Here is a 20,207-nt window from a genome sequence, read left to right on the forward strand (position 1 = left end):
CCCGCCACCTCCCCGCCCCGGACTCCGCCTCCGACGGCCGGCCGGTACCCGGCGTCCACGCGGACGTCCCCAGGCCCCCCGACCGCCCAGCAGCCACCGTTGCCGCCGCCGGCAGCGGCGCCACCCCCGATCGCCCCGCGTCCGCCAAGCCGCGCAAACGCCGCCGAGGCAGCGCCCGTTTCGCGGGGCTGGACGACGAGCCCACCGCGTCGCCGGCCCCGCCCGGCGCCCCGCAGGCCGCCGCCGGCCTCCGGGGCGCCCGCTTCGCCGGAGCCGAGGCGGAGGCGGGAGGGACGCGAGACGACCAGCACGCGGAACCCGTACCCGACGCCGACGATCACCGTGCCGTGGCCCAGGCCGTCACGACGCTCGCCGCCCTCCGCTCCACGGGCCGTACGGGTGAGGCCCACATACTCCTGGTGGAAGCCGCCCACTGGCCCGCCGTCCGCTTCCCGCTGCTCGCCGTGGCCCTGGCGCGGGCCGGTCTCGGCGCCGACTGGGCCACCTTCCGCTGGGAGGCGGCCGCGCTGCCGCCAGGGCAACTGGCATCCGCCGCTGCCGCGTTGAAGGCGTCCGGCCATGCCCGGGAGGGCGACCGCCTGCTGCGTGAGGGCGTCGCACGCCCACCCGAGGAGACCGGTGCGGCCGTGGCGCGGCTCGACACGGAGGGGCGGCACGGAGCCGCCCGCGCCCTCCTGGACGCCGGCGTCCGCACCCGTACCCCCGAGGACGCGGCCCGCATCGCCGCCGGGGACCCCGACCGGCTGGCCCCCCTCCTCCTGGAGGCGGCCCGGCACGTCTCCGAGGACCATCACCGGGACCTCGTGTACGCCCTCCGGGCCGCCGGGATCACCCTCTGACCGGCACCCCGCTCACCCGCCGGGGTGTGAAACGGGACCGAATCAGCGGGTTGGTGACGATGGTCTTGGCAAGGGCGTCCAAGAGGCCTACTTTCGTCCCTCTACAGCCCTTTTCTGCGGGCGTAGAGGCTCGGACGCCGCGTCGAAGGAGCAGCTCATGGCCAACGTCGTACGTGCCGCACTGGTTCAGGCCACCTGGACCGGCGACACCGAGTCCATGATCGAGAAGCATGAGGAGCACGCCCGCGAGGCCGCGCGCCGGGGCGCGGGGATCATCGGGTTCCAGGAGGTCTTCAACGCCCCCTACTTCTGCCAGGTGCAGGAGCCGGAGCACTACCGCTGGGCGGAACCCGTGCCGGACGGCCCGACCGTGACCCGGATGCGGGAACTGGCCCGCGAGACCGGCATGGTGATCGTCGCCCCGGTCTTCGAGATCGACGGCTCCGGCTTCTACTACAACACCGCCGCCGTGATCGACGCGGACGGCAGCTACCTCGGCAAGTACCGCAAGCACCACATCCCCCAGGTCAAGGGCTTCTGGGAGAAGTACTACTTCAAACCGGGCAACGTCGGCTGGCCCGTCTTCGACACGGCGGTCGGCAAGGTCGGCGTCTACATCTGCTACGACCGGCACTTCCCCGAGGGCTGGCGTCAACTGGGGCTTCACGGAGCCCAGTTGGTCTACAACCCGTCGGCGACCCATCGCGGTCTCTCCTCCCACCTCTGGCAGCTGGAGCAGCCCGCGGCGGCCGTCGCCAACGAGTACTTCGTCGCCGCGATCAACCGCGTCGGCCAGGAGGAGTACGGCGACAACGACTTCTACGGCACCTCGTACTTCGTGGACCCGCGCGGCCAGTTCGTCGGCGAGGTCGGGGACGACAAGGCCGAGGAACTCCTCGTCCGGGACCTGGACTTCGACCTCATCGACGAGGTCCGGCAGCAGTGGGCGTTCTACCGCGACCGCCGCCCCGACGCCTACGAGGGCCTGGTGAACCCGTGAACGACCTGCACGCCCGCCACCGCGACGTCCTGCCCGACTGGCTCGCCCTCTACTACGACGACCCGCTGGAGATCACCCACGGCGAGGGCCGCCATGTCTGGGACGCCCAGGGCAACCGCTACCTGGACTTCTTCGGCGGCATCCTCACCACCATGACCGCCCACGCCCTGCCCGAGGTCACCAAGGCGGTCAGCGAACAGGCCGGCCGGATCATCCACTCCTCGACGCTCTACCTGAACCGCCCGATGGTCGAGCTGGCCGAGCGGATCGCCATGCTGAGCGGCATCCCGGACGCGCGGGTCTTCTTCACCACCTCCGGCACCGAGGCCAACGACACGGCGATGCTGCTCGCCACCACATACCGCCAGGGCAACACCGTCCTGGCGATGCGCAACAGCTACCACGGCCGCTCCTTCGGCGCGGTCGGCATCACCGGCAACCGCACCTGGTCCCCGACCTCCCTCTCCCCGCTCCAGACCCTCTACGTGCACGGCGGTGTCCGCACCCGCGGCCCGTACGCGGACCTGGACGACCGGGCGTTCGTCAACGCCTGCGTGGCCGACCTGCGCGACCTCCTCGGCCAGACCCGGCCCCCGGTCGCGCTGATCGCCGAACCCGTCCAGGGTGTCGGCGGCTTCACCTCCCCGCCGGACGGCCTGTACGCGGCGTTCCGTGAAGTACTCCACGAGCACGGCGTGCTGTGGATCTCCGACGAGGTCCAGACCGGCTGGGGCCGCACCGGCGAGCACTTCTGGGGCTGGCAGGCGCATGACCGCAACGGCCCGCCGGACATCGTCACCTTCGCCAAGGGCATCGGCAACGGCATGTCCATCGGCGGGGTGATCGCCCCGGCCGAGATCATGAACTGCGTCGACGCCAACAGCATCTCCACCTTCGGCGGCACCCAGATCACCATGGCGGGCGGCCTCGCCAATCTCGCCTACCACCTCGAACACGACCTCCAGGGCAACGCCCGCCGGGTCGGCGGCCTGCTCATCGAGCTGCTGCGCGGGGTCACCGCCGGACTGCCCGGGGTCCGTGAGGTGCGCGGCCGGGGTCTGATGATCGGCGTCGAGCTGGTGAAACCGGGCACCGACGAGGCCGACCCGGCCGCGGCCGCCGCCGTCATGGAGACCGCCCGCAGGAACGGCCTGCTCATCGGCAAGGGCGGCGGCCACGACACCAGCGTCCTGCGCATCGCCCCGCCGCTGACGCTCACCGTCGCGGAGGCCGAGGAGGGCGCGGCCGTCCTCGATGACGCGCTGGGGAGCACGTACTAGAGAACGAGGTGCGGCAGGTGACCATGACCTCGGAGTTCCGGCATGCGCCCCGGCCGGCGGAAACGGCCTGGTGCTGCACCGGATGCTCGGCGGCGCCGCCGGCCGGACATGGGCGGGACCGTGAGCCGAACGCGTACGGCGCGCTGACGGCACCGTAGGAGCGCCGGCGAGCGGCTTCCAGAGGGGCGCGGGGAACTGCGCGACCAGCCACAGCGAACCCGCAGCAGACCACGAAGGAGAGGACCCCATGAGCCGCCGCACCCTCATCCGCAACGGTCTCGTCATCACCGCCTCCGACGAGATGCACGCCGACGTACTGATCGAGGACGGCCGTGTCGCCGCCCTCGCCGCCTCCGAAACCCCCGCCGCCGAGGCGTTCACCGCGGACCGGACGATCGACGCGACCGGGAGGTACGTCATCCCGGGCGGCGTGGACGGCCACACCCACATGGAGATGCCGTTCGGCGGGACCTGTGCCGCCGACACCTTCGAGACCGGCACCCGCGCCGCCGCCTGGGGCGGCACCACCACCATCGTGGACTTCGCGATCCAGAACGTCGGCGGCACCCTGCGCGAGGGCCTGGACGCCTGGCACCAGAAGGCCGAGGGCAACTGCGCCGTCGATTACGGCTTCCACATGATCGTCTCCGATGTGAACCAGGAGACGCTCAAGGAGATGGACCTGCTGGTCGAGGAGGGGGTGACCTCGTTCAAGCAGTTCATGGCCTACCCGGGGGTCTTCTACTCCGACGACGGACAGATCCTGCGCGCCATGCAGCGCGCCGCCGGGAACGGTGGGCTGATCATGATGCACGCCGAGAACGGCATCGCCATCGACGTCCTGGTCGAGCAGGCCCTCGCGCGCGGCGAGACCGGCCCCCGCTACCACGGCGAGGTCCGCAAGGCCCTGCTGGAGGCAGAGGCCACCCACCGCGCGATCAAGCTCGCCCAGGTCGCCGGCGCGCCCCTGTACGTGGTGCACGTCTCGGCGCAGGAGGCGGTGGCGGAGCTGACGCGGGCCCGCGACGAGGGGCTGAACGTCTTCGGTGAGACCTGCCCGCAGTACCTCTTCCTGTCCACCGACAACCTCGCCGAGCCGGACTTCGAGGGCGCCAAGTACGTGTGCAGCACCCCGCTGCGGCCCCGGGACCACCAGGCGGCCCTGTGGCGTGGCCTGCGCACCAACGACCTCCAGGTGGTCTCCACCGACCACTGCCCGTTCTGCTTCTCGGGCCAGAAGGAGCTGGGCCGGGGCGACTTCTCCAGGATCCCCAACGGCATGCCGGGCGTGGAGAACCGCATGGACCTCCTCCATCAGGCCGTGGTCGACGGCCACATCTCGCGCCGCCGCTGGATCGAGATCGCCTGCGCCACCCCGGCCCGCATGTTCGGCCTGTACCCGAAGAAGGGCACCGTCGCGCCCGGCGCCGACGCCGACGTGGTGATCTACGACCCGCACGCCGAGCAGGTCATCTCGGCCGAGACGCACCACATGAACGTCGACTACTCGGCGTACGAGGGCAAGCGGATCACCGGCCGGGTCGAGACGGTCCTCTCCCGCGGCGTACCCGTGATCACCGACCGGCAGTACACCGGCCACGCCGGGCACGGCGTCTACACCCCGCGCTCCACCTGTCAGTACCTCAACTAGGACCGGTGCCCATGGACTTCGGACTCGTACTCCAGACCGACCCGCCCGCCTCCCGCGTCATCGACCTGATGAAGCGGGCCGAGCACAACGGCTTCACCCACGGCTGGACCTTCGACTCGGCCGTGCTCTGGCAGGAGCCGTTCGTCATCTACAGCCAGATCCTGGCGCACACCGAGCGGCTCACCGTCGGCCCGATGGTCACCAATCCGGGCACCCGCACCTGGGAGGTCACCGCCTCCACCTTCGCCACCCTCAACGACATGTACGGCAACCGCACGGTCTGCGGCATCGGCCGGGGCGACTCCGCCATGCGGGTCGCGGGCCGCAAGCCCAACACCCTCGCCCGGATCAGCGAGGCCATGAAGGTCATCCGCGCCCTCGGCCGGGGCGAGGAGACCGACCTCGGCGGCACCCCCATCCGCCTGCCCTGGGTCGAGCCCGGTGCCGAACTCCCGGTCTGGATGGCCGCGTACGGGCCCAAGGCGCTGAAGATGACCGGTGAGGAGGCCGACGGCTTCATCCTCCAGCTCGCCGACCTCTACCTCACCGAGTTCATGGTGAGGGCCGTCAAGGACGCTGCCGTCGCCGCCGGCCGCGACCCGGACGAGGTCACCATCTGCGTGGCCGCCCCCGCCTACGTCACCGACGACGACTCGCCCGAGGCCCTCGCCCACGCCCGCGAACAGTGCCGCTGGTTCGGCGGCATGGTCGGCAACCACGTGGCCGACCTCGTCGCCCGCTACGGCGAGCACTCCGCGCAGATCCCGGACGAACTCACCGAGTACATCAAGGCCCGTCAGGGGTACGACTACGCCCACCACGGGCGCAGCGGCAACCCCGACACCCAGTTCGTGCCCGACGAGATCGTCGACCGGTTCTGCCTGATCGGCCCGGTCGAGACCCACATCGAGAAACTGCGGGCGCTGCGTGCCCTGGGCGTCGACCAGTTCGCGGTGTACGACATGCACGACGCGCAGGAGGCCACCATCGACGCCTACGGCGCCAAGGTGATCCCCGCCCTCGACGCCTGAGCACGGCAGGCGAATCGAACTCCCCCTTCCCGTGGTGCTGTACGTGGCACTGACGCCGGCGAGCGGCAAGAGGACTACTGACGCGGTGAGTTGACGCTCGGAGTCCCGGCGGTCGAGGTGCGCCCGCCGGGACGTCTCTCTTACTTGGCGCCGCTCCGCAGAGCCGCTACCGCGTCCTTGGCCGCCTTGATGGCACCCTTGTTGATGGTGGCGGTCTCCGGGGCCTTCTTGCTCTCGAAGTCGCTGCCGCTGTAGGTGACGACCACCAGGGCGTTGGCGACGCGGGCCAGCACCACGCCCTCGCGGGTCTGCTGCTTGTCCTCGGTGGTGAGGTTCACGACGGAGTAGCCGCCGTCACCGAGGCCGGGCACGGCTCCGCCACCGCTCTTCTCGGTGACCCGCTGCTGGTACTCCTTCTCCGCCGCCTCGTCGGTGGCGGCCACCTCGTAGGAGACGTCCAGCCAGCGGTAGTCGTAGCCCTTGAGGGCGTTCCAGGAACAGGTGCGGCGCAGCTGGGTGTCGGTGGAAGGTATCTCCTTGCCCGCCGTCTTCGCGCCGGGCACCAGGGACTTGACGGTGGCTGCGGGCACGCCGCTACAGGGCGCGGGCGCGGCGTCGTACGTCTTCGCGGCCGGCGGGGCGGAGGACGCGGCCGGGGCGGCGGACGCGTGGGTGGCCACCTGACTTCCCTGTCCCGTACCGGAGTCGGCGGTGGCGGCGGGACCCGAACTGAGGGCCCAGCCCGCGACGGCCAGCACGACGACCGGGGACAGACGAGCGGTGAGGGCGAGCGGCAGAGGCAGAGGACTCACGGCGCACTTCTCGTGGGGAGGGAGGACGGAAGAGGGCTGCGGGGACGGGGGACGCCAGTCTCACACGAGGGACGCGCGACGCGGAAGCCCGAACTCGCTGTGTACTCGACCCGTGACTGGGGCCGGGCGCCGGGGAGTTGCATAACGGTGCATATCGCCCCGCCGTCCGCTCCGGTCCCACTGCGCCGTCCACTCCGCTCCCACGGCCGGAACGAAGGGCTTGTGATGGGCATGGACCTGTTGTGGAGGTGCCGCTAGGCTCTGCCCCGCACTGATGAGAGCGCTCTCAGAAATCGGCTGTTCCACCCCCACCTCGTTGGAACGACGAAGGGCAACTCCCCATGAGACGCAAGAAAGTCATGCGCGCCGCCGCAGCCGCACTCCTCATGCTCGGCGGTCTCTCCGCGGCGGGCACCCTCCCCGCCGCCGCGCAGAACGCCGGCGAACCCCTCGCCTCCAAGAACCTGCTGACCGCCATGCAGCACGACTTCGGGCTCACCAAGACCCAGGCCGAGGCCCGTCTCAAGGCCGAACGCGTGGCCACCGACCTGGACCCGAAGGCCCGCGCCACCGCCGGTGCGGCGTACGGCGGTTCCTGGTTCGACGCCAAGAGCAACCGGCTGACCGTGGCCGTGACCGACGACGCCTCCGCGAGCGTCCGCCAGCAGCTCCAGGACGCCGGGGCCACCGTCCGCACGGTGGAGCGCAGCGCTCGCGAGCTGAACGCGGCCAAGGCACGCGTCGACCACCTCAAGGCACCGCATTCGGTGACCAGTTGGCACGTCGACCCGAGCGCCGGGTCGGTCGTGATCGACGTGGTCCGCTCCAAGGCCGCCGATGACGATGTCCAGCGCTTCCTGGCCGACGCCCGCCGGGCGGGTCCGGTCACCGTCAACAAGGTCGCCGATTCCGCGAGCACCCTGGCGGCCGGTACGGTCGGCGGAGACCCGTACTACACGGGCAACGTCCGCTGTTCCATCGGGTTCTCGGTGTACGGCGGCTTCGTCACCGCCGGCCACTGCGGCCAGCCGTCCGCCGCCGTCTACGGCTGGGACGGGTCCTACATCGGCAACTTCCAGGGCTCGTCGTTCCCGGACAACGACTACGCCTGGGTCAACGTGGGCAGCGGCTGGTGGACCGTACCGGTCGTGCTCGGCTGGGGCACCGTCTCCGACCAGCTGGTGCGCGGCTCCAACGTGGCGCCGCCCGGCACCTCCGTCTGCCGCTCCGGTTCGACGACCCACTGGCACTGCGGCAGCGTCCTCGCCCAGAACGAGACCGTCAACTACAAGCAGGGCGCGGTGTACCAGCTCACCAAGACCAACGTGTGCGCCGAAGGCGGTGACTCCGGGGGCGCGTTCATCAGCGGCGACCAGGCTCAGGGCGTCACCTCCGGCGGCTGGGGCAACTGCTCCACCGGCGGCGAGACCTGGTTCCAGCCGATCAACGAGATCCTGGGCCGGTACGGGCTGAGGCTGCACACGGCCTGAGTTCCGCTCTCGCACGACGGCCCCGCGGGCGCGCTTGCTCGCGGGGCCCTCTCACGTGCTGGCTCGTGGGGGCCTCTTGCGCCGGCCGCTCCTGGGTCGGCCGCTCTTGGATCGGCCGCTCTTGGGTCGGCCCCTCTTGCGTCGGACTCGGCGGAACGAGTTTCATCCTGCGTGAGTCACCGGGCGGGGAAGAGCCGGTGCGCGGAGGGGTCCGTGCAGAGAAGAGTCCGTGCAGAGAAGAGGCCGCATGTTCACCACCCGTCCCACCCTCCAGGGCACCTTCGGCATGGTGTCCAGCACCCACTGGCTGGCCTCGCAGTCGGCCATGGCCGTGCTGGAGGACGGCGGCAACGCCTTCGACGCGGCCGTGGCAGGAGCCTTCGTCCTGCACGTCGTGGAACCCCATCTGAACGGCCCGGCGGGCGAGGTGCCCATCCTGCTCGCCCCGGCCGACGGCGAGGTACAGGTCCTCTGCGGGCAGGGTGTCGCCCCGGCGGGCGCCACCGTCGCGCACTACCAGGGCCTCGGGCTGGACCTCGTCCCCGGCACCGGCCCCCTCGCCGCCGCCGTACCCGGCGCCTTCGACGCCTGGCTGCTGCTTCTGCGCGACCACGGCACCAGACCTCTGGACGAGGTGCTGAAGTACGCCATCGGCTACGCCGAGCACGGCCACCCGCCGGTCGAGAACATCACCGCGACCGTGGAGAGCGTCCGGGAGCTGTTCGAGACGGAGTGGTCCGGCTCGGCCGAGGTGTACCTCCCCGGCGGCCGCGCGCCCCGCCCCGGCGAGCTGCTGCGCAACCCCGCCCTCGCCGCCACCTGGAAGCGCCTGCTGGCCGAGACGGCGGGCGCGGGTGACCGGGAGGCACGTATCGACGCCGCCCGCGCGGTGTGGCGTACGGGCTTCATCGCCGAGGCGCTGCTCAGCCAGTCCCGCCGCCCCACCCTCGACTCCAGCGGCGCCCGTCACACCGGCACCCTCAGCGAGTCCGACCTCGCGGGCTGGACGGCCACCTACGAGGCTCCGGCCACGTACGACTGGCAGGGCTGGACCCTGTGCAAGGCGGGCGCCTGGAGCCAGGGCCCGGCGCTCCTCCAGCAGCTCGCCCTCCTCCCGGCCGACCTCCCGCCGTACGGCAGCGCCGACTATGTCCACCTGCTGATCGAGGGCTGCAAGCTCGCCATGGCCGACCGAGAGGCGTGGTACGGCGACGCGGACGAGGTGCCACTCACCGAGCTGCTGTCGGCGGAGTACAACACCGGCCGGCGGGACCTGATCGGCGCCGACGCGTCCTGGGAGCTGCGGCCGGGGAGCCCCGGCGGGCGTACACCCCGGCTGCCGGATCTCGCCCACGCGCGCGTGCCGGGCGACGGGACCGGGGTGGGGACGGGAGCCGGGGCGGGGGTCGGGGAGCCCACCGTGGCCATGGCCGCCGAGCCGCCCGTGAGCGCCGACGGCACCACGCGCGGGGACACCTGCCATCTCGACGTGGCCGACCGCTGGGGCAACATGATCGCCGCCACGCCCAGCGGCGGCTGGCTCCAGTCCAACCCGGTCGTGCCCGAACTGGGTTTCCCGCTCGGCACCCGGCTCCAGATGACCTGGCTGGAGGAGGGCCTGCCGAACACGCTGACGCCGGGCCGCCGCCCCCGTACGACCCTCTCCCCGTCGCTCGCCCTGCGGGACGGCGTGCCGGTGCTCGCCTTCGGCACCCCCGGCGGCGACCAGCAGGACCAGTGGCAGACCCACTTCTTCCTCGCGGCGGCCCTGCGCGCACCGGTCCGGGGCGGGCTCGGCCTCCAGGGCGCCATCGACGCCCCGAACTGGCACAACGACGGTTTCCCCAGCTCGTTCCACCCGCGCGGCTGGCGGGCCGGCAGCGTGACGGTCGAGTCCCGGATGCCTGAGGAGGTGGTCGCCGAGCTGCGCCGCCGGGGGCACGACGTGACCGTGGGCCCGGCCTGGTCGGAGGGCCGGCTGTGCGCGGTCGCCCGTGATCCCGCCACCGGGGTGCTGTCCGCCGGGGCCGATCCGCGCGGGATGCAGGGGTACGCGGTGGGCCGCTGAGCGGTGCGGCCGGTGTGCGCGGCCGGGCTCACCTGCGGGCCGGGAGGTTATCCACAGCCGAGAGGGGGATATCGGCGGACCGTGGTCTCATGGACACATGATCGACGACACCGGAACCATCGAGGAGTTTCTCGCCCACCACTCCGCCGACGTGGAGGAGGCGATCCGCAAGGCCGCGGCCACCGAGATCCTGCCCCGCTTCCGCCGCCTGGCCGAGCACGAGGTGGACCAGAAGAGCGGGCCGCACGACCTGGTGACCGACGCCGACCGGCTCGCCGAGCGGTATCTCACCGAGGAGCTGCGCGCCCTGCTGCCCGGCGCCGCCGTGGTCGGCGAGGAGGCGGTGCACGCGAACCCGGCGACGTACGACGCCGTCCGGGGCGACGCACCGGTGTGGATCATCGACCCGGTCGACGGCACCCGCCAGTTCGTGCACGGCAACGACGGCTTCTGCACCCTGGTCGCGCTGGCCCACCGGGGTACCGTGCTGGCCTCCTGGACCCATGCGCCGGTCCGGGACCAGTTCGCCACCGCCATGCGCGGTCAGGGCGCCTTCCTGGACGGGGAGCGGCTGTTCGCCGGGCCGCCCGCGCCGGGCCGGGACCTCACGGTCGCCGTCTCGCACCCGGACTACACCACCGAGGACCAGAAGCGCGCGCTGCGGGCCCTGTGGACCGACGGGGTAGCCCCGCGCTCCTGTGGCTCGGCGGGTCTGGAGTACCTGGCGATAGCCCGGGGTGAGACCGACGCCGTGGCCTTCTCCTGGGAGGCCGCCTGGGACCACGCGGCGGGCCTGCTGCTGGTGGAGGAGGCGGGCGGCGCCCACCTCACCCTCACCGGAGAGCCGTTCCGGATAACCGGGGGCAACGCGCTGCCGTTCACCGCCGCCCGCGACGCCACCACGGCCCGCAGGGTGGGGGAGCTGCTGCGCACGGGGTGACGGGAGTGGCCGAGGGCTGCGCGGGTGCCCCGGCCTATGCTTGATCCGAGTTGCCATCGACTGACGAGGGGGTCGGAAGGTGCCGTCGATGCTGGACGCGGTCGTGGTGGGAGCGGGGCCGAACGGGCTGACCGCCGCCGTGGAGCTGGCCCGCCGGGGCTTCTCCGTGGCCGTCTTCGAGGCGCGGTCCACCGTGGGCGGGGGCGCCCGCACCGAGGAACTGACACTGCCCGGCTTCCGGCACGACCCCTGCTCGGCCGCGCATCCCCTCGGGGTCAACTCCCCCGCGTTCCGCGCGATGCCGCTGGAGCGGTACGGGCTGCGCTGGCTGCACCCCGAGCTGCCGATGGCCCACCCCTTCCTCGACGGCAGCGCGGCGGTGCTGGCCCGCTCGGTCGCGGAGACGGCGGCGTCCTTCGGCCCGCGCGACGCGGGCGCGTACCGCAGGCTGATCACGCCGTTCCTGCACCGCTGGGACACCCTCCTGCGGGACTTCATGTCCCTGCCGCTGACCGCACTGCCGCGCGACCCGGTCACCCTGGCCCGCTTCGGCCTGGCCGGCCTGCCGCCCGCGACGGCCCTGATGAGCCGCTTCCACGACGAGCGGTTCAAGGCCCTGTTCTCCGGCCTGGTCGCCCACACGATCGCCCCGCTGAGCGGATTCGCCACCAGCGCGATCGGCCTGGTCTTCGCACTCGCCGCACACGCGCGGGGCTGGCCGGTGCCACTGGGCGGCTCCCAGTCGATCTCGGACGCGCTGACGGCGTACCTGGTCGACCTGGGCGGCACGGTGCACACCGACTACGAGGTCAAACGCCTGGACGACCTCCCACCGGCCCGCGCCTACATCTTCGACACCTCACCCACCGCCCTGGCCCGCATCGCAGGCTTCGGCAGCTACTACGACGGCTACCGCTACGGCCCCAGCGTCTTCAAGATCGACTACGCCCTGGACGGCCCGGTCCCGTGGACCGCCCCCGAGGCCCGCGCAGCCGGCACGGTCCAGCTGGGCGCGAACCGCGCCGAGATCGCCCGCGCCCTGCGGGCCGCGTCCCGCGAGGACCGCGCCCCGGACCCGCCGTTCCTGATCACGGTCCAGCCCAGCGTGGCCGACCCCACCCGCGCTCCGGAGGGCAAGCAGGTCTTCTGGGTCTACGGCCACGTCCCGAACAACTGGCAGGGCGACCTCACGGACGGGATCGAACGCCAACTGGAGCGTTTCGCCCCGGGTTTCCGCGACCGAGTCCTGGCCCGAGCCACAGCCGGCCCACCCGAACTGGCTGCCCGCAACGCGAACTACATCGGCGGCGACATCGCCTGCGGCGCGGTGGACGGCCTCCAACTCCTGCTGCGCCCCCGCCCCACCCTCTTCCCCTACCGCACCCCCCACCCCGCCGTCTTCCTCTGCTCCTCCGCCACTCCCCCCGGCGCCGGGGTACACGGCATGTCGGGCCACAACGCGGCGAAGGAAGTCTGGAGGAGGCTGAGGCAACCATGACCACGATCACGCTTGTCCAGGGCGACATCACCGAGCAGCGGGTGGACGCGATCGTGAACGCGGCGAACTCGTCCCTGCTGGGTGGGGGAGGGGTGGACGGGGCGATCCATCGGCGGGGCGGACCGGCGATCCTGGCTGCCTGCCGCGACCTCCGCGCCTCCCAGTACGGCGGTGGCCTTCCCACGGGCGAGGCGGTCGCCACGACGGCGGGGGATCTTCCGGCGGAGTGGGTCATCCACACGGTGGGGCCGGTGTGGCAGGGACCGGGCTCCGATCCGGCCTTGCTGGCGTCCTGCTATCGGGAGTCGCTGCGGGTGGCGGATGAGATGGAGGCGCGGACGGTCGCGTTCCCGGCGATCTCTACGGGGGTGTACCGGTGGCCGATGGAGGAGGCGGCACGGGTCGCGGTGGAGACGGTACGGGCCGCAGATACGGGGGTGGAGGAGGTGCGGTTCGTGTTGTTCGACGGAGGGGCGTTCGGGGTGTTCGAGGGGGTGGTGGGGTGAGGGGCTCGGAGAGTCCGGTGGGCCAGGCGCTCAGGCAGCCGTTTCCGGTGCACAGCAAGGCGGTCGGCGGGTGTTCCGGGATGACCGCCCGGAATCCGGTGCACCCGAGATCGTGGCGGATCGCCCGAGCCGAGCGGGCCTGGTCAGCCGGCACCAGCTCTGCTGCCGTTCAGGGCGGCCCGATCATTCTGCGCACCCGTGATCGGCTCATGCATTGGCCAAATGCGGGCCGCGTCCCCGGCCCGGCCTGGCGCCCCGGCCCGGCCCGAGGACGAACACGAGCGGGCGGCAGCGGCGCCGCCCGCCGCGACGCGGATCTTGAAGGTCAGGCCGCTGCGGGAGCGGCGAGGACATGATCAGCGCGCTGGCTGTGAGTCAGTGAGGAGCGGACCGAGTCCTGATCAATGCGCCGGAGCGCGCGCGGTCACGCTCCCCTCGTAACCTGGAAAGGCAAACAACGGCGACGGCGAGGCAGGAAAATCATGTCGGAACCGGAGATCGACTACGAGGCTGTGTTCAGCTCCCTCCCCGGGGCAGTGGCGCTGGTTACTCCGCAGCTGAGCTACGCGGACGCCAACCCGGAGTTCGTCCGTCTCCGGGGCCTCGCGCGAGAGCAGTTGGTCGGTCGCTTCCTGCCGGATGACCTGCCCGGCAAGGACCCGGCCGAGCCTCTGCTGCTCAGAATCCTGGCGTCGCTGCGCAGGGTCGCGGACACCGGTCGACCCAACACGGTGGACCTGCAGCGCTACGACCTCGAGGACCCCGATCGGCCCGGCCTGTGGCATGAGCGCTACTGGAACATGACCGACGTTCCCATATTCGGCTCCGACGGGCGCCTGGCGCTGCTGATGCACCGGATGGAGGATGTCACTGAACTCATCCGCGCCCGCGAAGTCGCGCTCACCTTGCAGGAAGCCATGCTTCCGGCGCCCCGCCCGGTCGGCGGCCACCTGGCTGCCGTACGTTACCGTCCCGCGGCCGAAGCACTGCATGTGGCCGGCGACTGGTACGACCTCATCGAGCTTCCTGACGGCCGAAGCGCCGTCGCTGTCGGCGACGTCGTCGGCCATGGCCTGCCCGCAGCGGCCGTCATGGGACAACTACGCAGCGCCCTCACCGCCTCTTCCCTCACAGCGAAGAGTCCCGCCCACGCCCTGGAAGTCCTGGAGCTGTACGCACGCACCGTCGACGGCGCCGAGAACACCACCGTGGCGATGATCTTCATCGACTGGGACACCCACACCATCACCTACAGCACCGCCGGCCACCCCCCACCGGCGCTCCTGCAGAGCGATGGCACCGTGACATTCCTGGACGACGCCACCGACCCTCCCCTGGGTGCTCCTCTGCACGGCGCCCCCCGGATTCACGCTGTCACCGAGTTCCAGGAAGGCGCGGTCCTGGTGCTCTACACCGACGGCCTTGTGGAGCGCAGGCGCGAGGATATCGATGTCGGCATCGCCCGACTCTCCGATTCCCTGACCCGCCACCGGACAGCGGAACCCGAAACCCTTGCCGACGCAGTGCTCGATGATCTGCTTCCCCCTGATGGTGCCAGCGATGACACCGCCCTGGTCATCGTGCGCCTGTGAAATCAACGGCCAGTCCGGCGTGCTCGGCATCTTTGCGTCGGCGCCGGCACTCGCCCGGTCAGTAAGGGCGTCGGCAGACGTCGTGCTGACCCGCAGGCACCCGTCCGTGCCGAACAGGTCGATCAACTGGGACAGGTGCGCTCGAAGCCAGGCTGGGGCCTGGCGTCTCTCCGATGGTCATCCGCGTTCCTCCAAGCCGGCCCGGACGACCTTCCCCCAGCGCCGCCCATCGGTGCCCCAGTCCGACGCCAACGCCGACACGAGGAACAGACCGCGCCTCGGTCGCTGTGCCCGGGGCCGGGATCGCCGAGGACAGGCGGGCGTTCACGCGGGTCCGGCGCTCGTCTCGCGCACGGCGCGGGCAGCTGGGCCCGGATTCCGGGGAGGACTCCGGCGAGGGGCACCGTGGGGGCTCCCGCTGTTCGTACGTCGGGACACGCGGCACCGGAACGACCCCGGCCACCCGCGCCCGCCCCAGCCCCTGCCCCACGCACAGCCGACGACCGGCCCCACCCCCGGTCACGTGAGCCGTGCTTTCGTATCCGCCCGGCCTTCCCAGGCAGCGGACCCGTGGCCCGCCCCGCCCCGGCGCCATGGCATCATCGGCCGGGGTTCCGGTGGAGAAGGGGTTGCGTGGGGTGACGGAGAGGGTTCTCGGGGTGCCCGGCCGGGCCGGGGTGCTGCTCGACGGGGTGTCGCTGGAGATGACCGGCAAGGACGTGCCCCGGCTGGCCGAGGCGCGCGACGGCATGACCCCGGGGACCCGGGTCAACATCACCTATCTCGCGGGCGAGGACCCCGGCATGCGGCTCGCGGCCGCGCGGGCGGTACGGGAGTCCGGGTTCGTACCGGTGCCGCACCTGTCGGCACGGCGGCTGCCGTCCAGCGCCGAGCTGGAACGTTTCCTCGCCGGGCTCGCCGAGGAAGGCGCCGTGGCGAACGTCTTCGTGGTCGGCGGCGACCCCGCCCGCCCCGAGGGACCCTACGAGGACGCGCTCTCCGTGATCCGCAGCGGGCTGCTCCAGCGGTACGGCGTACGGCACGCCGGTGTCTGCGGTTACCCGGAGGGGCACCCGGCGATCGGCGACGACGCGCTGTGGTCCGCGCTCATCGGCAAGGCGGCCGCGCTGGAGGAGGCGGGGCTCGCGGGCGACATCATCACCCAGTTCGGCTTCGACGCCGACGCCGTCCTCACCTGGCTGGAGGCCCTGCGCGGGCGCGGGGTGCACCTCCCGGTGCGGGTCGGGGTGCCCGGCCCGGCGGGGGTGCGGCGGCTGCTCGGGTACGCGACCCGGTTCGGCGTCGGCACCGGTGCCACGGTCGCCCGCAAGTACGGGCTGTCGCTGACCAGCCTCATGGGCACGGCGGGCCCGGACCGCTTCGTGGACGACCTGGCCGCGGGCTACGACCCGGCCCGCCACGGCACGGTCAAGCTGCACTTCTACACCTTCGGCGGGCTCCGGCCGACCGCCGAGTGGATCACCCGGTACCGGCAGGACCGGGGTTGACCCCGCCCGACATGCATGTCGGAATCTCGCCAGCCGCAGGCGCCGCACTGCCCGATGCTTGACCCATGCGGAACGCCACCGACAGCAGCAGGCCCCCCGTCCTCGACCGGGATCAATGCGTGCACGCCGTGCGGTCCAAGGACACCCGGTTCGACGGCTGGTTCTTCACCGCCGTGCTCACCACCCGTATCTACTGCCGCCCAGGCTGCCCAGCGGTTCCGCCCAAGGCCGAGAACATGACCTTCTACCCGAGCGCCGCCGCCTGCCAGCGCGCCGGGTTCCGCGCCTGCAAGCGCTGCCGCCCCGACGCCACCCCCGGCTCCCCCGAGTGGAACCACCGCGCCGACCTGGTGGCCCGCGCCATGCGGCTCATCGCGGACGGGGTCGTGGACCGCGAGGGCGTGCCCGGACTCGCCGCCCGGCTCGGCTACTCCGCCCGCCAGATCGAGCGGCAACTGCTGGCCGAACTCGGTGCGGGGCCCCTCGCCCTGGCCCGCGCCCAGCGCGCCCAGACCGCGCGGCTGCTGATCGAGACCACCGCGCTGCCCATGGCCGAGATCGCCTTCGCCGCCGGGTTCTCCTCCATCCGCACCTTCAACGACACCGTCCTTGAGGTCTTCGCCCTCGCCCCCACCGACCTGCGCGCCCGCGCACCCCGCGCCCAGGCGGCCGGGACCGCCGGCACGCTCACGCTCCGGCTGCCGTTCCGCGCCCCGCTGAACCCGAGCAACCTCTTCGGCCACCTCGCCGCCACCGCCGTACCCGGCGTGGAGGAATGGCGGGACGGCGCCTACCGGCGCACGCTGCGGCTGCCGTACGGGCACGGCATCGTCGCCCTCAGCCCGGGGGAGACCCACATCGGCTGCCGGATCAGCCTGAGCGACCTGCGGGACCTCACCGTCGCCATCAGCCGCTGCCGGAGACTCCTCGACCTCGACGCCGACCCGGTCGCCGTGGACGAGCGGCTGCGCGCCGACCCGGTGTTCGCCCCGCTGGTGGACGCCGGACCGGGGCGCCGGGTGCCGCGCACGGTCGACGAGGCGGAGTTCGCCGTACGCGGGGTGCTCGGGCAGCAGGTGTCCACGGCCGCCGCCCGCACCCACGCGGCCCGGCTGGTCACCGCGCACGGCAAGCCCCTGGACGACCCCGGGGGCGGCCTCACCCACCTCTTCCCCGACCCCGACGCGCTGGCCGCCGTGGACCCCGAGACCCTCGCGATGCCGCGCACCCGGCGCACCACCTTCACCACGCTCGTCGCCGCGCTCGCCGACGGCACGCTGAACCTGGGCGTCGAGGCCGACCGGGCCGAGACCCGCACCCGCCTGCTCGCCCTGCCCGGTTTCGGCCCCTGGACCGCCGACGTGATCGGCATGCGGGCCCTCGGCGACCCCGACGCCTTCCTCCCCACCGACCTCGGTGTCCGGCGCGCCGCCCAGACCCTGGGCCTGCCCGCCACCCCCGCCGCCCTCACCGCCCGCGCCGAGGAATGGCGCCCCTGGCGCGCCTACGCCGTGCAGTACCTGTGGGCGACCGACAGCCACCCGGTCAACTTCCTCCCGGCCTGAAGGACTTCTCTTGCGACACCACACCGTGACCGACAGCCCCTACGGGCCGCTGACCCTCGTCGCGGACGCCGACGACGCCCTGTGCGGCCTGTACATGACCGATCAGCGGCACCGCCCGGCCGAGGAGACCTTCGGCCCGCGCGACGACTCCCTGCGCGTCTTCGGCGAGACCCAGGAGCAGTTGACGGCCTACTTCGCCGGTGAGACCCGGCGGTTCACCGTCCGGCTCGGCCTGCACGGCACCCCGTTCCAGCGCCGCGTGTGGGAGCAGCTGAACGAGATCCCCTACGGGGAGACCCGGAGCTACGGCCAACTGGCCCTGGTGCTCGGCACCCCCGGCGCCTCCCGCGCGGTCGGCCTCGCCAACGGGCGCAATCCGGTCGGCATCATCGTCCCCTGCCACCGCGTCGTCGGCTCCGACGGCAGCCTCACCGGCTACGGCGGCGGCCTGGACCGCAAGCGCAGCCTCCTGGCCTTCGAACGGGGCCCGGGGCGGGCGGACGCGGGGGTGCTGTTCCAGCCGGTGCCCTGAGCCGCCGATCGCCCCGCCCACCGCGGCGACCGCGCCGAGGAGCGGCGCGGGCAGCACCCACCGGCGTCCCATGACGCGCCGCAGGCCTCATGGGACGTCCGACTCGATCGTCCCGCCGGGCAGCCCCCACCCCGCCCGGTAGTTCGGCTCGACCAGCAGCACCCGCCCCGCCGCGTCCCGGAACAGGGTCGCGGCGGCGGACAGGACGCGCGGCAGGCCCGCGATGTACGTGGCGAAGTCGTCAGAGGTGCTCATCCAGGCGGGGTAACCATGGGTGTTGATCTCACCCCTTAGGGTGGACAGCCGCGCCGACCTGTCAGGGCACGGTGAACGAGCGGAAGGGACGCGCAGTGGTGAACGGTGTGGGCCGAAGGGTGCTCGTCGCCCCGGACAAGTTCAAGGGGTCGCTGACGGCCGCCGAGGCCGCCGCGCACGTGGCGGCGGGGCTGCGGCGGGCCGTGCCGGGTGTCGAGGTCGAGACGCTGCCCGTGGCGGACGGCGGGGACGGCACGGTGGACGCGGCCCTCGCGGCCGGTTTCGAGCGCCGGGAGGCCCGGGTCGCCGGGCCGCTCGGGCATCCGGTGACCGCCGCGTTCGCGGTACGGGGGGACACCGCGGTCGTGGAGATGGCCGAGGCGAGCGGCCTGCGCCGGCTTCCGGCCGGCACCCTCGCCCCGCTCACCGCGTCCACCCACGGCACCGGGGAACTGCTCCGGGCGGCGCTGGACTCGGGCGCCCGTACCGTCGTCCTCGGCGTCGGCGGCAGCGCCACCACGGACGGCGGGACCGGGATGCTCACGGCACTCGGCGCGCGGTTCCTGGACGAGCGGGGCGAGCCGGTAGGGCCGGGCGGAGGCGGACTCGCCGACCTCGCCGAGGCCGACCTGACCGGCCTCGACCCCCGCCTCGCCTCGGTCGAGCTGATCCTGGCCGGCGACGTGGACAACCCCCTCACCGGCCCGCACGGCGCCGCCGCCGTCTACGGCCCGCAGAAGGGCGCCTCCCCGGCCGATGTGACCCTCCTCGACGACGCCCTCACGCGCCTCGCGACCGCCCTGGCACCCGGCCTCGCGGACCGGCCCGGCGCGGGCGCGGCGGGCGGCGTCGGCTACGCGGCCCTCCTCCTCGGCGCCCGCTTCCGTGCCGGGATCGAGGTCATGCTGGAGGTTCTGGGCTTCGCGGAGGCCCTGGCCCGTGCCGGCCTGGTAATCACGGGTGAGGGCGCCCTGGACGGGCAGACCCTCCACGGCAAGGCCCCGGCCGGCGTGGCCGCGGCCGCCCGCGCGGCGGGCAAGGAGGTCATCGCGGTGTGCGGCCGTCTGACCCTGTCCCCCGAGACCCTCCACAAGGCCGGTATCACGGCCGCCTACCCCCTCACGTCCCTGGAACCCGACCCCGCGACCTGCATCGCTCAGGCGGGCCCCCTGCTGGAGACCCTGGCGGCGAGCATCGCCGAGCGGCATCTGCGCGGAGCGTGAGACCGATCCTGGCGGCCGGGTTTCGCGGCGCGGCGTCTGCGCGGTGCGTGACACTGGCCGGGCATCGCAGGAGCTGCGCGCCGGGGAGGTCATGAAGAGTCCGGCGGCGTCCGCGTGGCGCCTGATGCCGACCGGCGGGCTGAAGGCCCCGCGGCAGGGAAGCCACGGGGCCCGGCCCAGGGCATGCCCGGTGCCGCGGCATCGCTGAAGCGCGTCCTGTCGACACCCCGGAGCAGGAGCGAAGGCCCCGCGCCGCCCGACCCGGACACCACGCCGAGCCGCCCCCGCACGGACGCCCCGACCGCGTGCATGGGCCCCTCGCCGTCCTGCCGGAAGACCGCACCGAGCGGCCCGCCCCGACGCCCGAGGCAAGGCGAAGGGGCCCTGGACCGGCAG

The 20,207-nt window shown here is 72.8% G+C and carries 15 protein-coding genes and 2 pseudogenes; 15 read left to right on the forward strand and 2 right to left on the reverse strand.

The window, feature by feature from the left end; genetic code table 11:
- From ACFWN1_RS21175 to ACFWN1_RS21195, 5 genes and pseudogenes are all read left to right on the forward strand, one after another.
- Positions 1–860, forward strand: a pseudogene (locus ACFWN1_RS21175) (hypothetical protein); the annotation flags it as partial.
- A gap of 157 nt (positions 861–1,017) precedes the next feature.
- Positions 1,018–1,860, forward strand: coding sequence for a nitrilase-related carbon-nitrogen hydrolase (locus ACFWN1_RS21180; protein WP_384364091.1), 843 nt, complete (start codon positions 1,018–1,020; stop codon positions 1,858–1,860).
- Positions 1,857–3,140 (forward strand): aspartate aminotransferase family protein, encoded by a 1,284-nt coding sequence (locus tag ACFWN1_RS21185; RefSeq protein WP_384364093.1) that lies wholly within the window; start codon positions 1,857–1,859, stop codon positions 3,138–3,140. Before ACFWN1_RS21180 ends, ACFWN1_RS21185 begins: the two co-directional genes overlap by 4 nt.
- Positions 3,141–3,387: 247 nt before the next feature.
- Positions 3,388–4,791 (forward strand): dihydropyrimidinase, encoded by a 1,404-nt coding sequence (gene hydA, locus ACFWN1_RS21190; protein WP_384364095.1) that lies wholly within the window; start codon positions 3,388–3,390, stop codon positions 4,789–4,791.
- A gap of 11 nt (positions 4,792–4,802) precedes the next feature.
- A complete protein-coding gene (locus ACFWN1_RS21195) occupies positions 4,803–5,822 on the forward strand; it encodes a TIGR03842 family LLM class F420-dependent oxidoreductase (protein WP_384364097.1) in 1,020 nt (339 codons plus the stop codon).
- A gap of 140 nt (positions 5,823–5,962) precedes the next feature.
- Here the strand turns inward: ACFWN1_RS21195 and ACFWN1_RS21200 are convergent, their stop codons facing one another.
- Positions 5,963–6,634, reverse strand: coding sequence for a hypothetical protein (locus tag ACFWN1_RS21200; RefSeq protein ID WP_384364099.1), 672 nt, complete (start codon positions 6,632–6,634; stop codon positions 5,963–5,965).
- A 341-nt stretch (positions 6,635–6,975) separates the two neighbouring features.
- Here ACFWN1_RS21200 and ACFWN1_RS21205 point away from each other — a divergent pair, with 341 nt between their 5' ends.
- The 9 genes from ACFWN1_RS21205 (at position 6,976) to ACFWN1_RS21245 (ending at position 18,333) form a co-directional block, all read left to right on the forward strand.
- Positions 6,976–8,124, forward strand: a complete 1,149-nt coding sequence (locus tag ACFWN1_RS21205) for a S1 family peptidase (protein ID WP_384364100.1) — start codon at positions 6,976–6,978, stop codon at positions 8,122–8,124.
- A gap of 247 nt (positions 8,125–8,371) precedes the next feature.
- Positions 8,372–10,192: a gamma-glutamyltransferase family protein gene (locus tag ACFWN1_RS21210; protein WP_384364102.1), complete on the forward strand. Its 1,821-nt coding sequence runs from the start codon at positions 8,372–8,374 to the stop codon at positions 10,190–10,192.
- 97 nt (positions 10,193–10,289) lie between these two features.
- Complete coding sequence (locus tag ACFWN1_RS21215) at positions 10,290–11,132, forward strand: inositol monophosphatase family protein (RefSeq protein ID WP_384364104.1); 843 nt, start codon at positions 10,290–10,292, stop codon at positions 11,130–11,132.
- Positions 11,133–11,211: 79 nt separating this feature from the next.
- Positions 11,212–12,630, forward strand: a complete 1,419-nt coding sequence (locus tag ACFWN1_RS21220; protein ID WP_384364106.1) for a phytoene desaturase family protein — start codon at positions 11,212–11,214, stop codon at positions 12,628–12,630.
- Positions 12,627–13,136, forward strand: coding sequence for an O-acetyl-ADP-ribose deacetylase (locus ACFWN1_RS21225; RefSeq protein WP_384364108.1), 510 nt, complete (start codon positions 12,627–12,629; stop codon positions 13,134–13,136). The genes ACFWN1_RS21220 and ACFWN1_RS21225 overlap by 4 nt, the downstream gene beginning before the upstream one ends.
- 482 nt (positions 13,137–13,618) lie before the next feature.
- Positions 13,619–14,728 (forward strand): PP2C family protein-serine/threonine phosphatase, encoded by a 1,110-nt coding sequence (locus tag ACFWN1_RS21230; protein WP_384364110.1) that lies wholly within the window; start codon positions 13,619–13,621, stop codon positions 14,726–14,728.
- Between the two features lie 704 nt (positions 14,729–15,432).
- Positions 15,433–16,236, forward strand: coding sequence for a methylenetetrahydrofolate reductase (locus ACFWN1_RS21235; RefSeq protein WP_384364118.1), 804 nt, complete (start codon positions 15,433–15,435; stop codon positions 16,234–16,236).
- Between the two features lie 65 nt (positions 16,237–16,301).
- Positions 16,302–17,801: an AlkA N-terminal domain-containing protein gene (locus tag ACFWN1_RS21240; protein WP_384364112.1), complete on the forward strand. Its 1,500-nt coding sequence runs from the start codon at positions 16,302–16,304 to the stop codon at positions 17,799–17,801.
- Positions 17,802–17,811: 10 nt separating this feature from the next.
- Positions 17,812–18,333, forward strand: coding sequence for a methylated-DNA--[protein]-cysteine S-methyltransferase (locus ACFWN1_RS21245; RefSeq protein WP_384364114.1), 522 nt, complete (start codon positions 17,812–17,814; stop codon positions 18,331–18,333).
- Positions 18,334–18,429: 96 nt separating this feature from the next.
- Here the strand turns inward: ACFWN1_RS21245 and ACFWN1_RS21250 are convergent.
- Positions 18,430–18,588: pseudogene (locus ACFWN1_RS21250) on the reverse strand (NUDIX hydrolase); the annotation flags it as partial.
- Positions 18,589–18,695: 107 nt separating this feature from the next.
- Between ACFWN1_RS21250 and ACFWN1_RS21255 the strand changes: the two are divergent.
- Positions 18,696–19,811, forward strand: coding sequence for a glycerate kinase (locus tag ACFWN1_RS21255; RefSeq protein ID WP_384364116.1), 1,116 nt, complete (start codon positions 18,696–18,698; stop codon positions 19,809–19,811).
- Positions 19,812–20,207 lie beyond the last annotated feature (396 nt).

Source organism: Streptomyces sp. NPDC058459 (genome assembly GCF_042721685.1).
Classification (GTDB): domain Bacteria; phylum Actinomycetota; class Actinomycetes; order Streptomycetales; family Streptomycetaceae; genus Streptomyces.

What these genes read in the sequence shown, in the direction of transcription:
- ACFWN1_RS21195 (WP_384364097.1), top strand. Translation starts at nt 4,803, where the DNA reads ATGGACTTCGGACTCGTACTCCAGACCGACCCGCCCGCCTCCCGCGTC.
- ACFWN1_RS21230 (WP_384364110.1), top strand. Translation starts at nt 13,619, where the DNA reads ATGTCGGAACCGGAGATCGACTACGAGGCTGTGTTCAGCTCCCTCCCC.
- ACFWN1_RS21215 (WP_384364104.1), top strand. Translation starts at nt 10,290, where the DNA reads ATGATCGACGACACCGGAACCATCGAGGAGTTTCTCGCCCACCACTCC.
- ACFWN1_RS21225 (WP_384364108.1), top strand. Translation starts at nt 12,627, where the DNA reads ATGACCACGATCACGCTTGTCCAGGGCGACATCACCGAGCAGCGGGTG.
- ACFWN1_RS21240 (WP_384364112.1), top strand. Translation starts at nt 16,302, where the DNA reads ATGCGGAACGCCACCGACAGCAGCAGGCCCCCCGTCCTCGACCGGGAT.
- ACFWN1_RS21210 (WP_384364102.1), top strand. Translation starts at nt 8,372, where the DNA reads ATGTTCACCACCCGTCCCACCCTCCAGGGCACCTTCGGCATGGTGTCC.
- ACFWN1_RS21180 (WP_384364091.1), top strand. Translation starts at nt 1,018, where the DNA reads ATGGCCAACGTCGTACGTGCCGCACTGGTTCAGGCCACCTGGACCGGC.
- hydA (WP_384364095.1), top strand. Translation starts at nt 3,388, where the DNA reads ATGAGCCGCCGCACCCTCATCCGCAACGGTCTCGTCATCACCGCCTCC.
- ACFWN1_RS21205 (WP_384364100.1), top strand. Translation starts at nt 6,976, where the DNA reads ATGAGACGCAAGAAAGTCATGCGCGCCGCCGCAGCCGCACTCCTCATG.
- ACFWN1_RS21235 (WP_384364118.1), top strand. Translation starts at nt 15,433, where the DNA reads ATGACCGGCAAGGACGTGCCCCGGCTGGCCGAGGCGCGCGACGGCATG.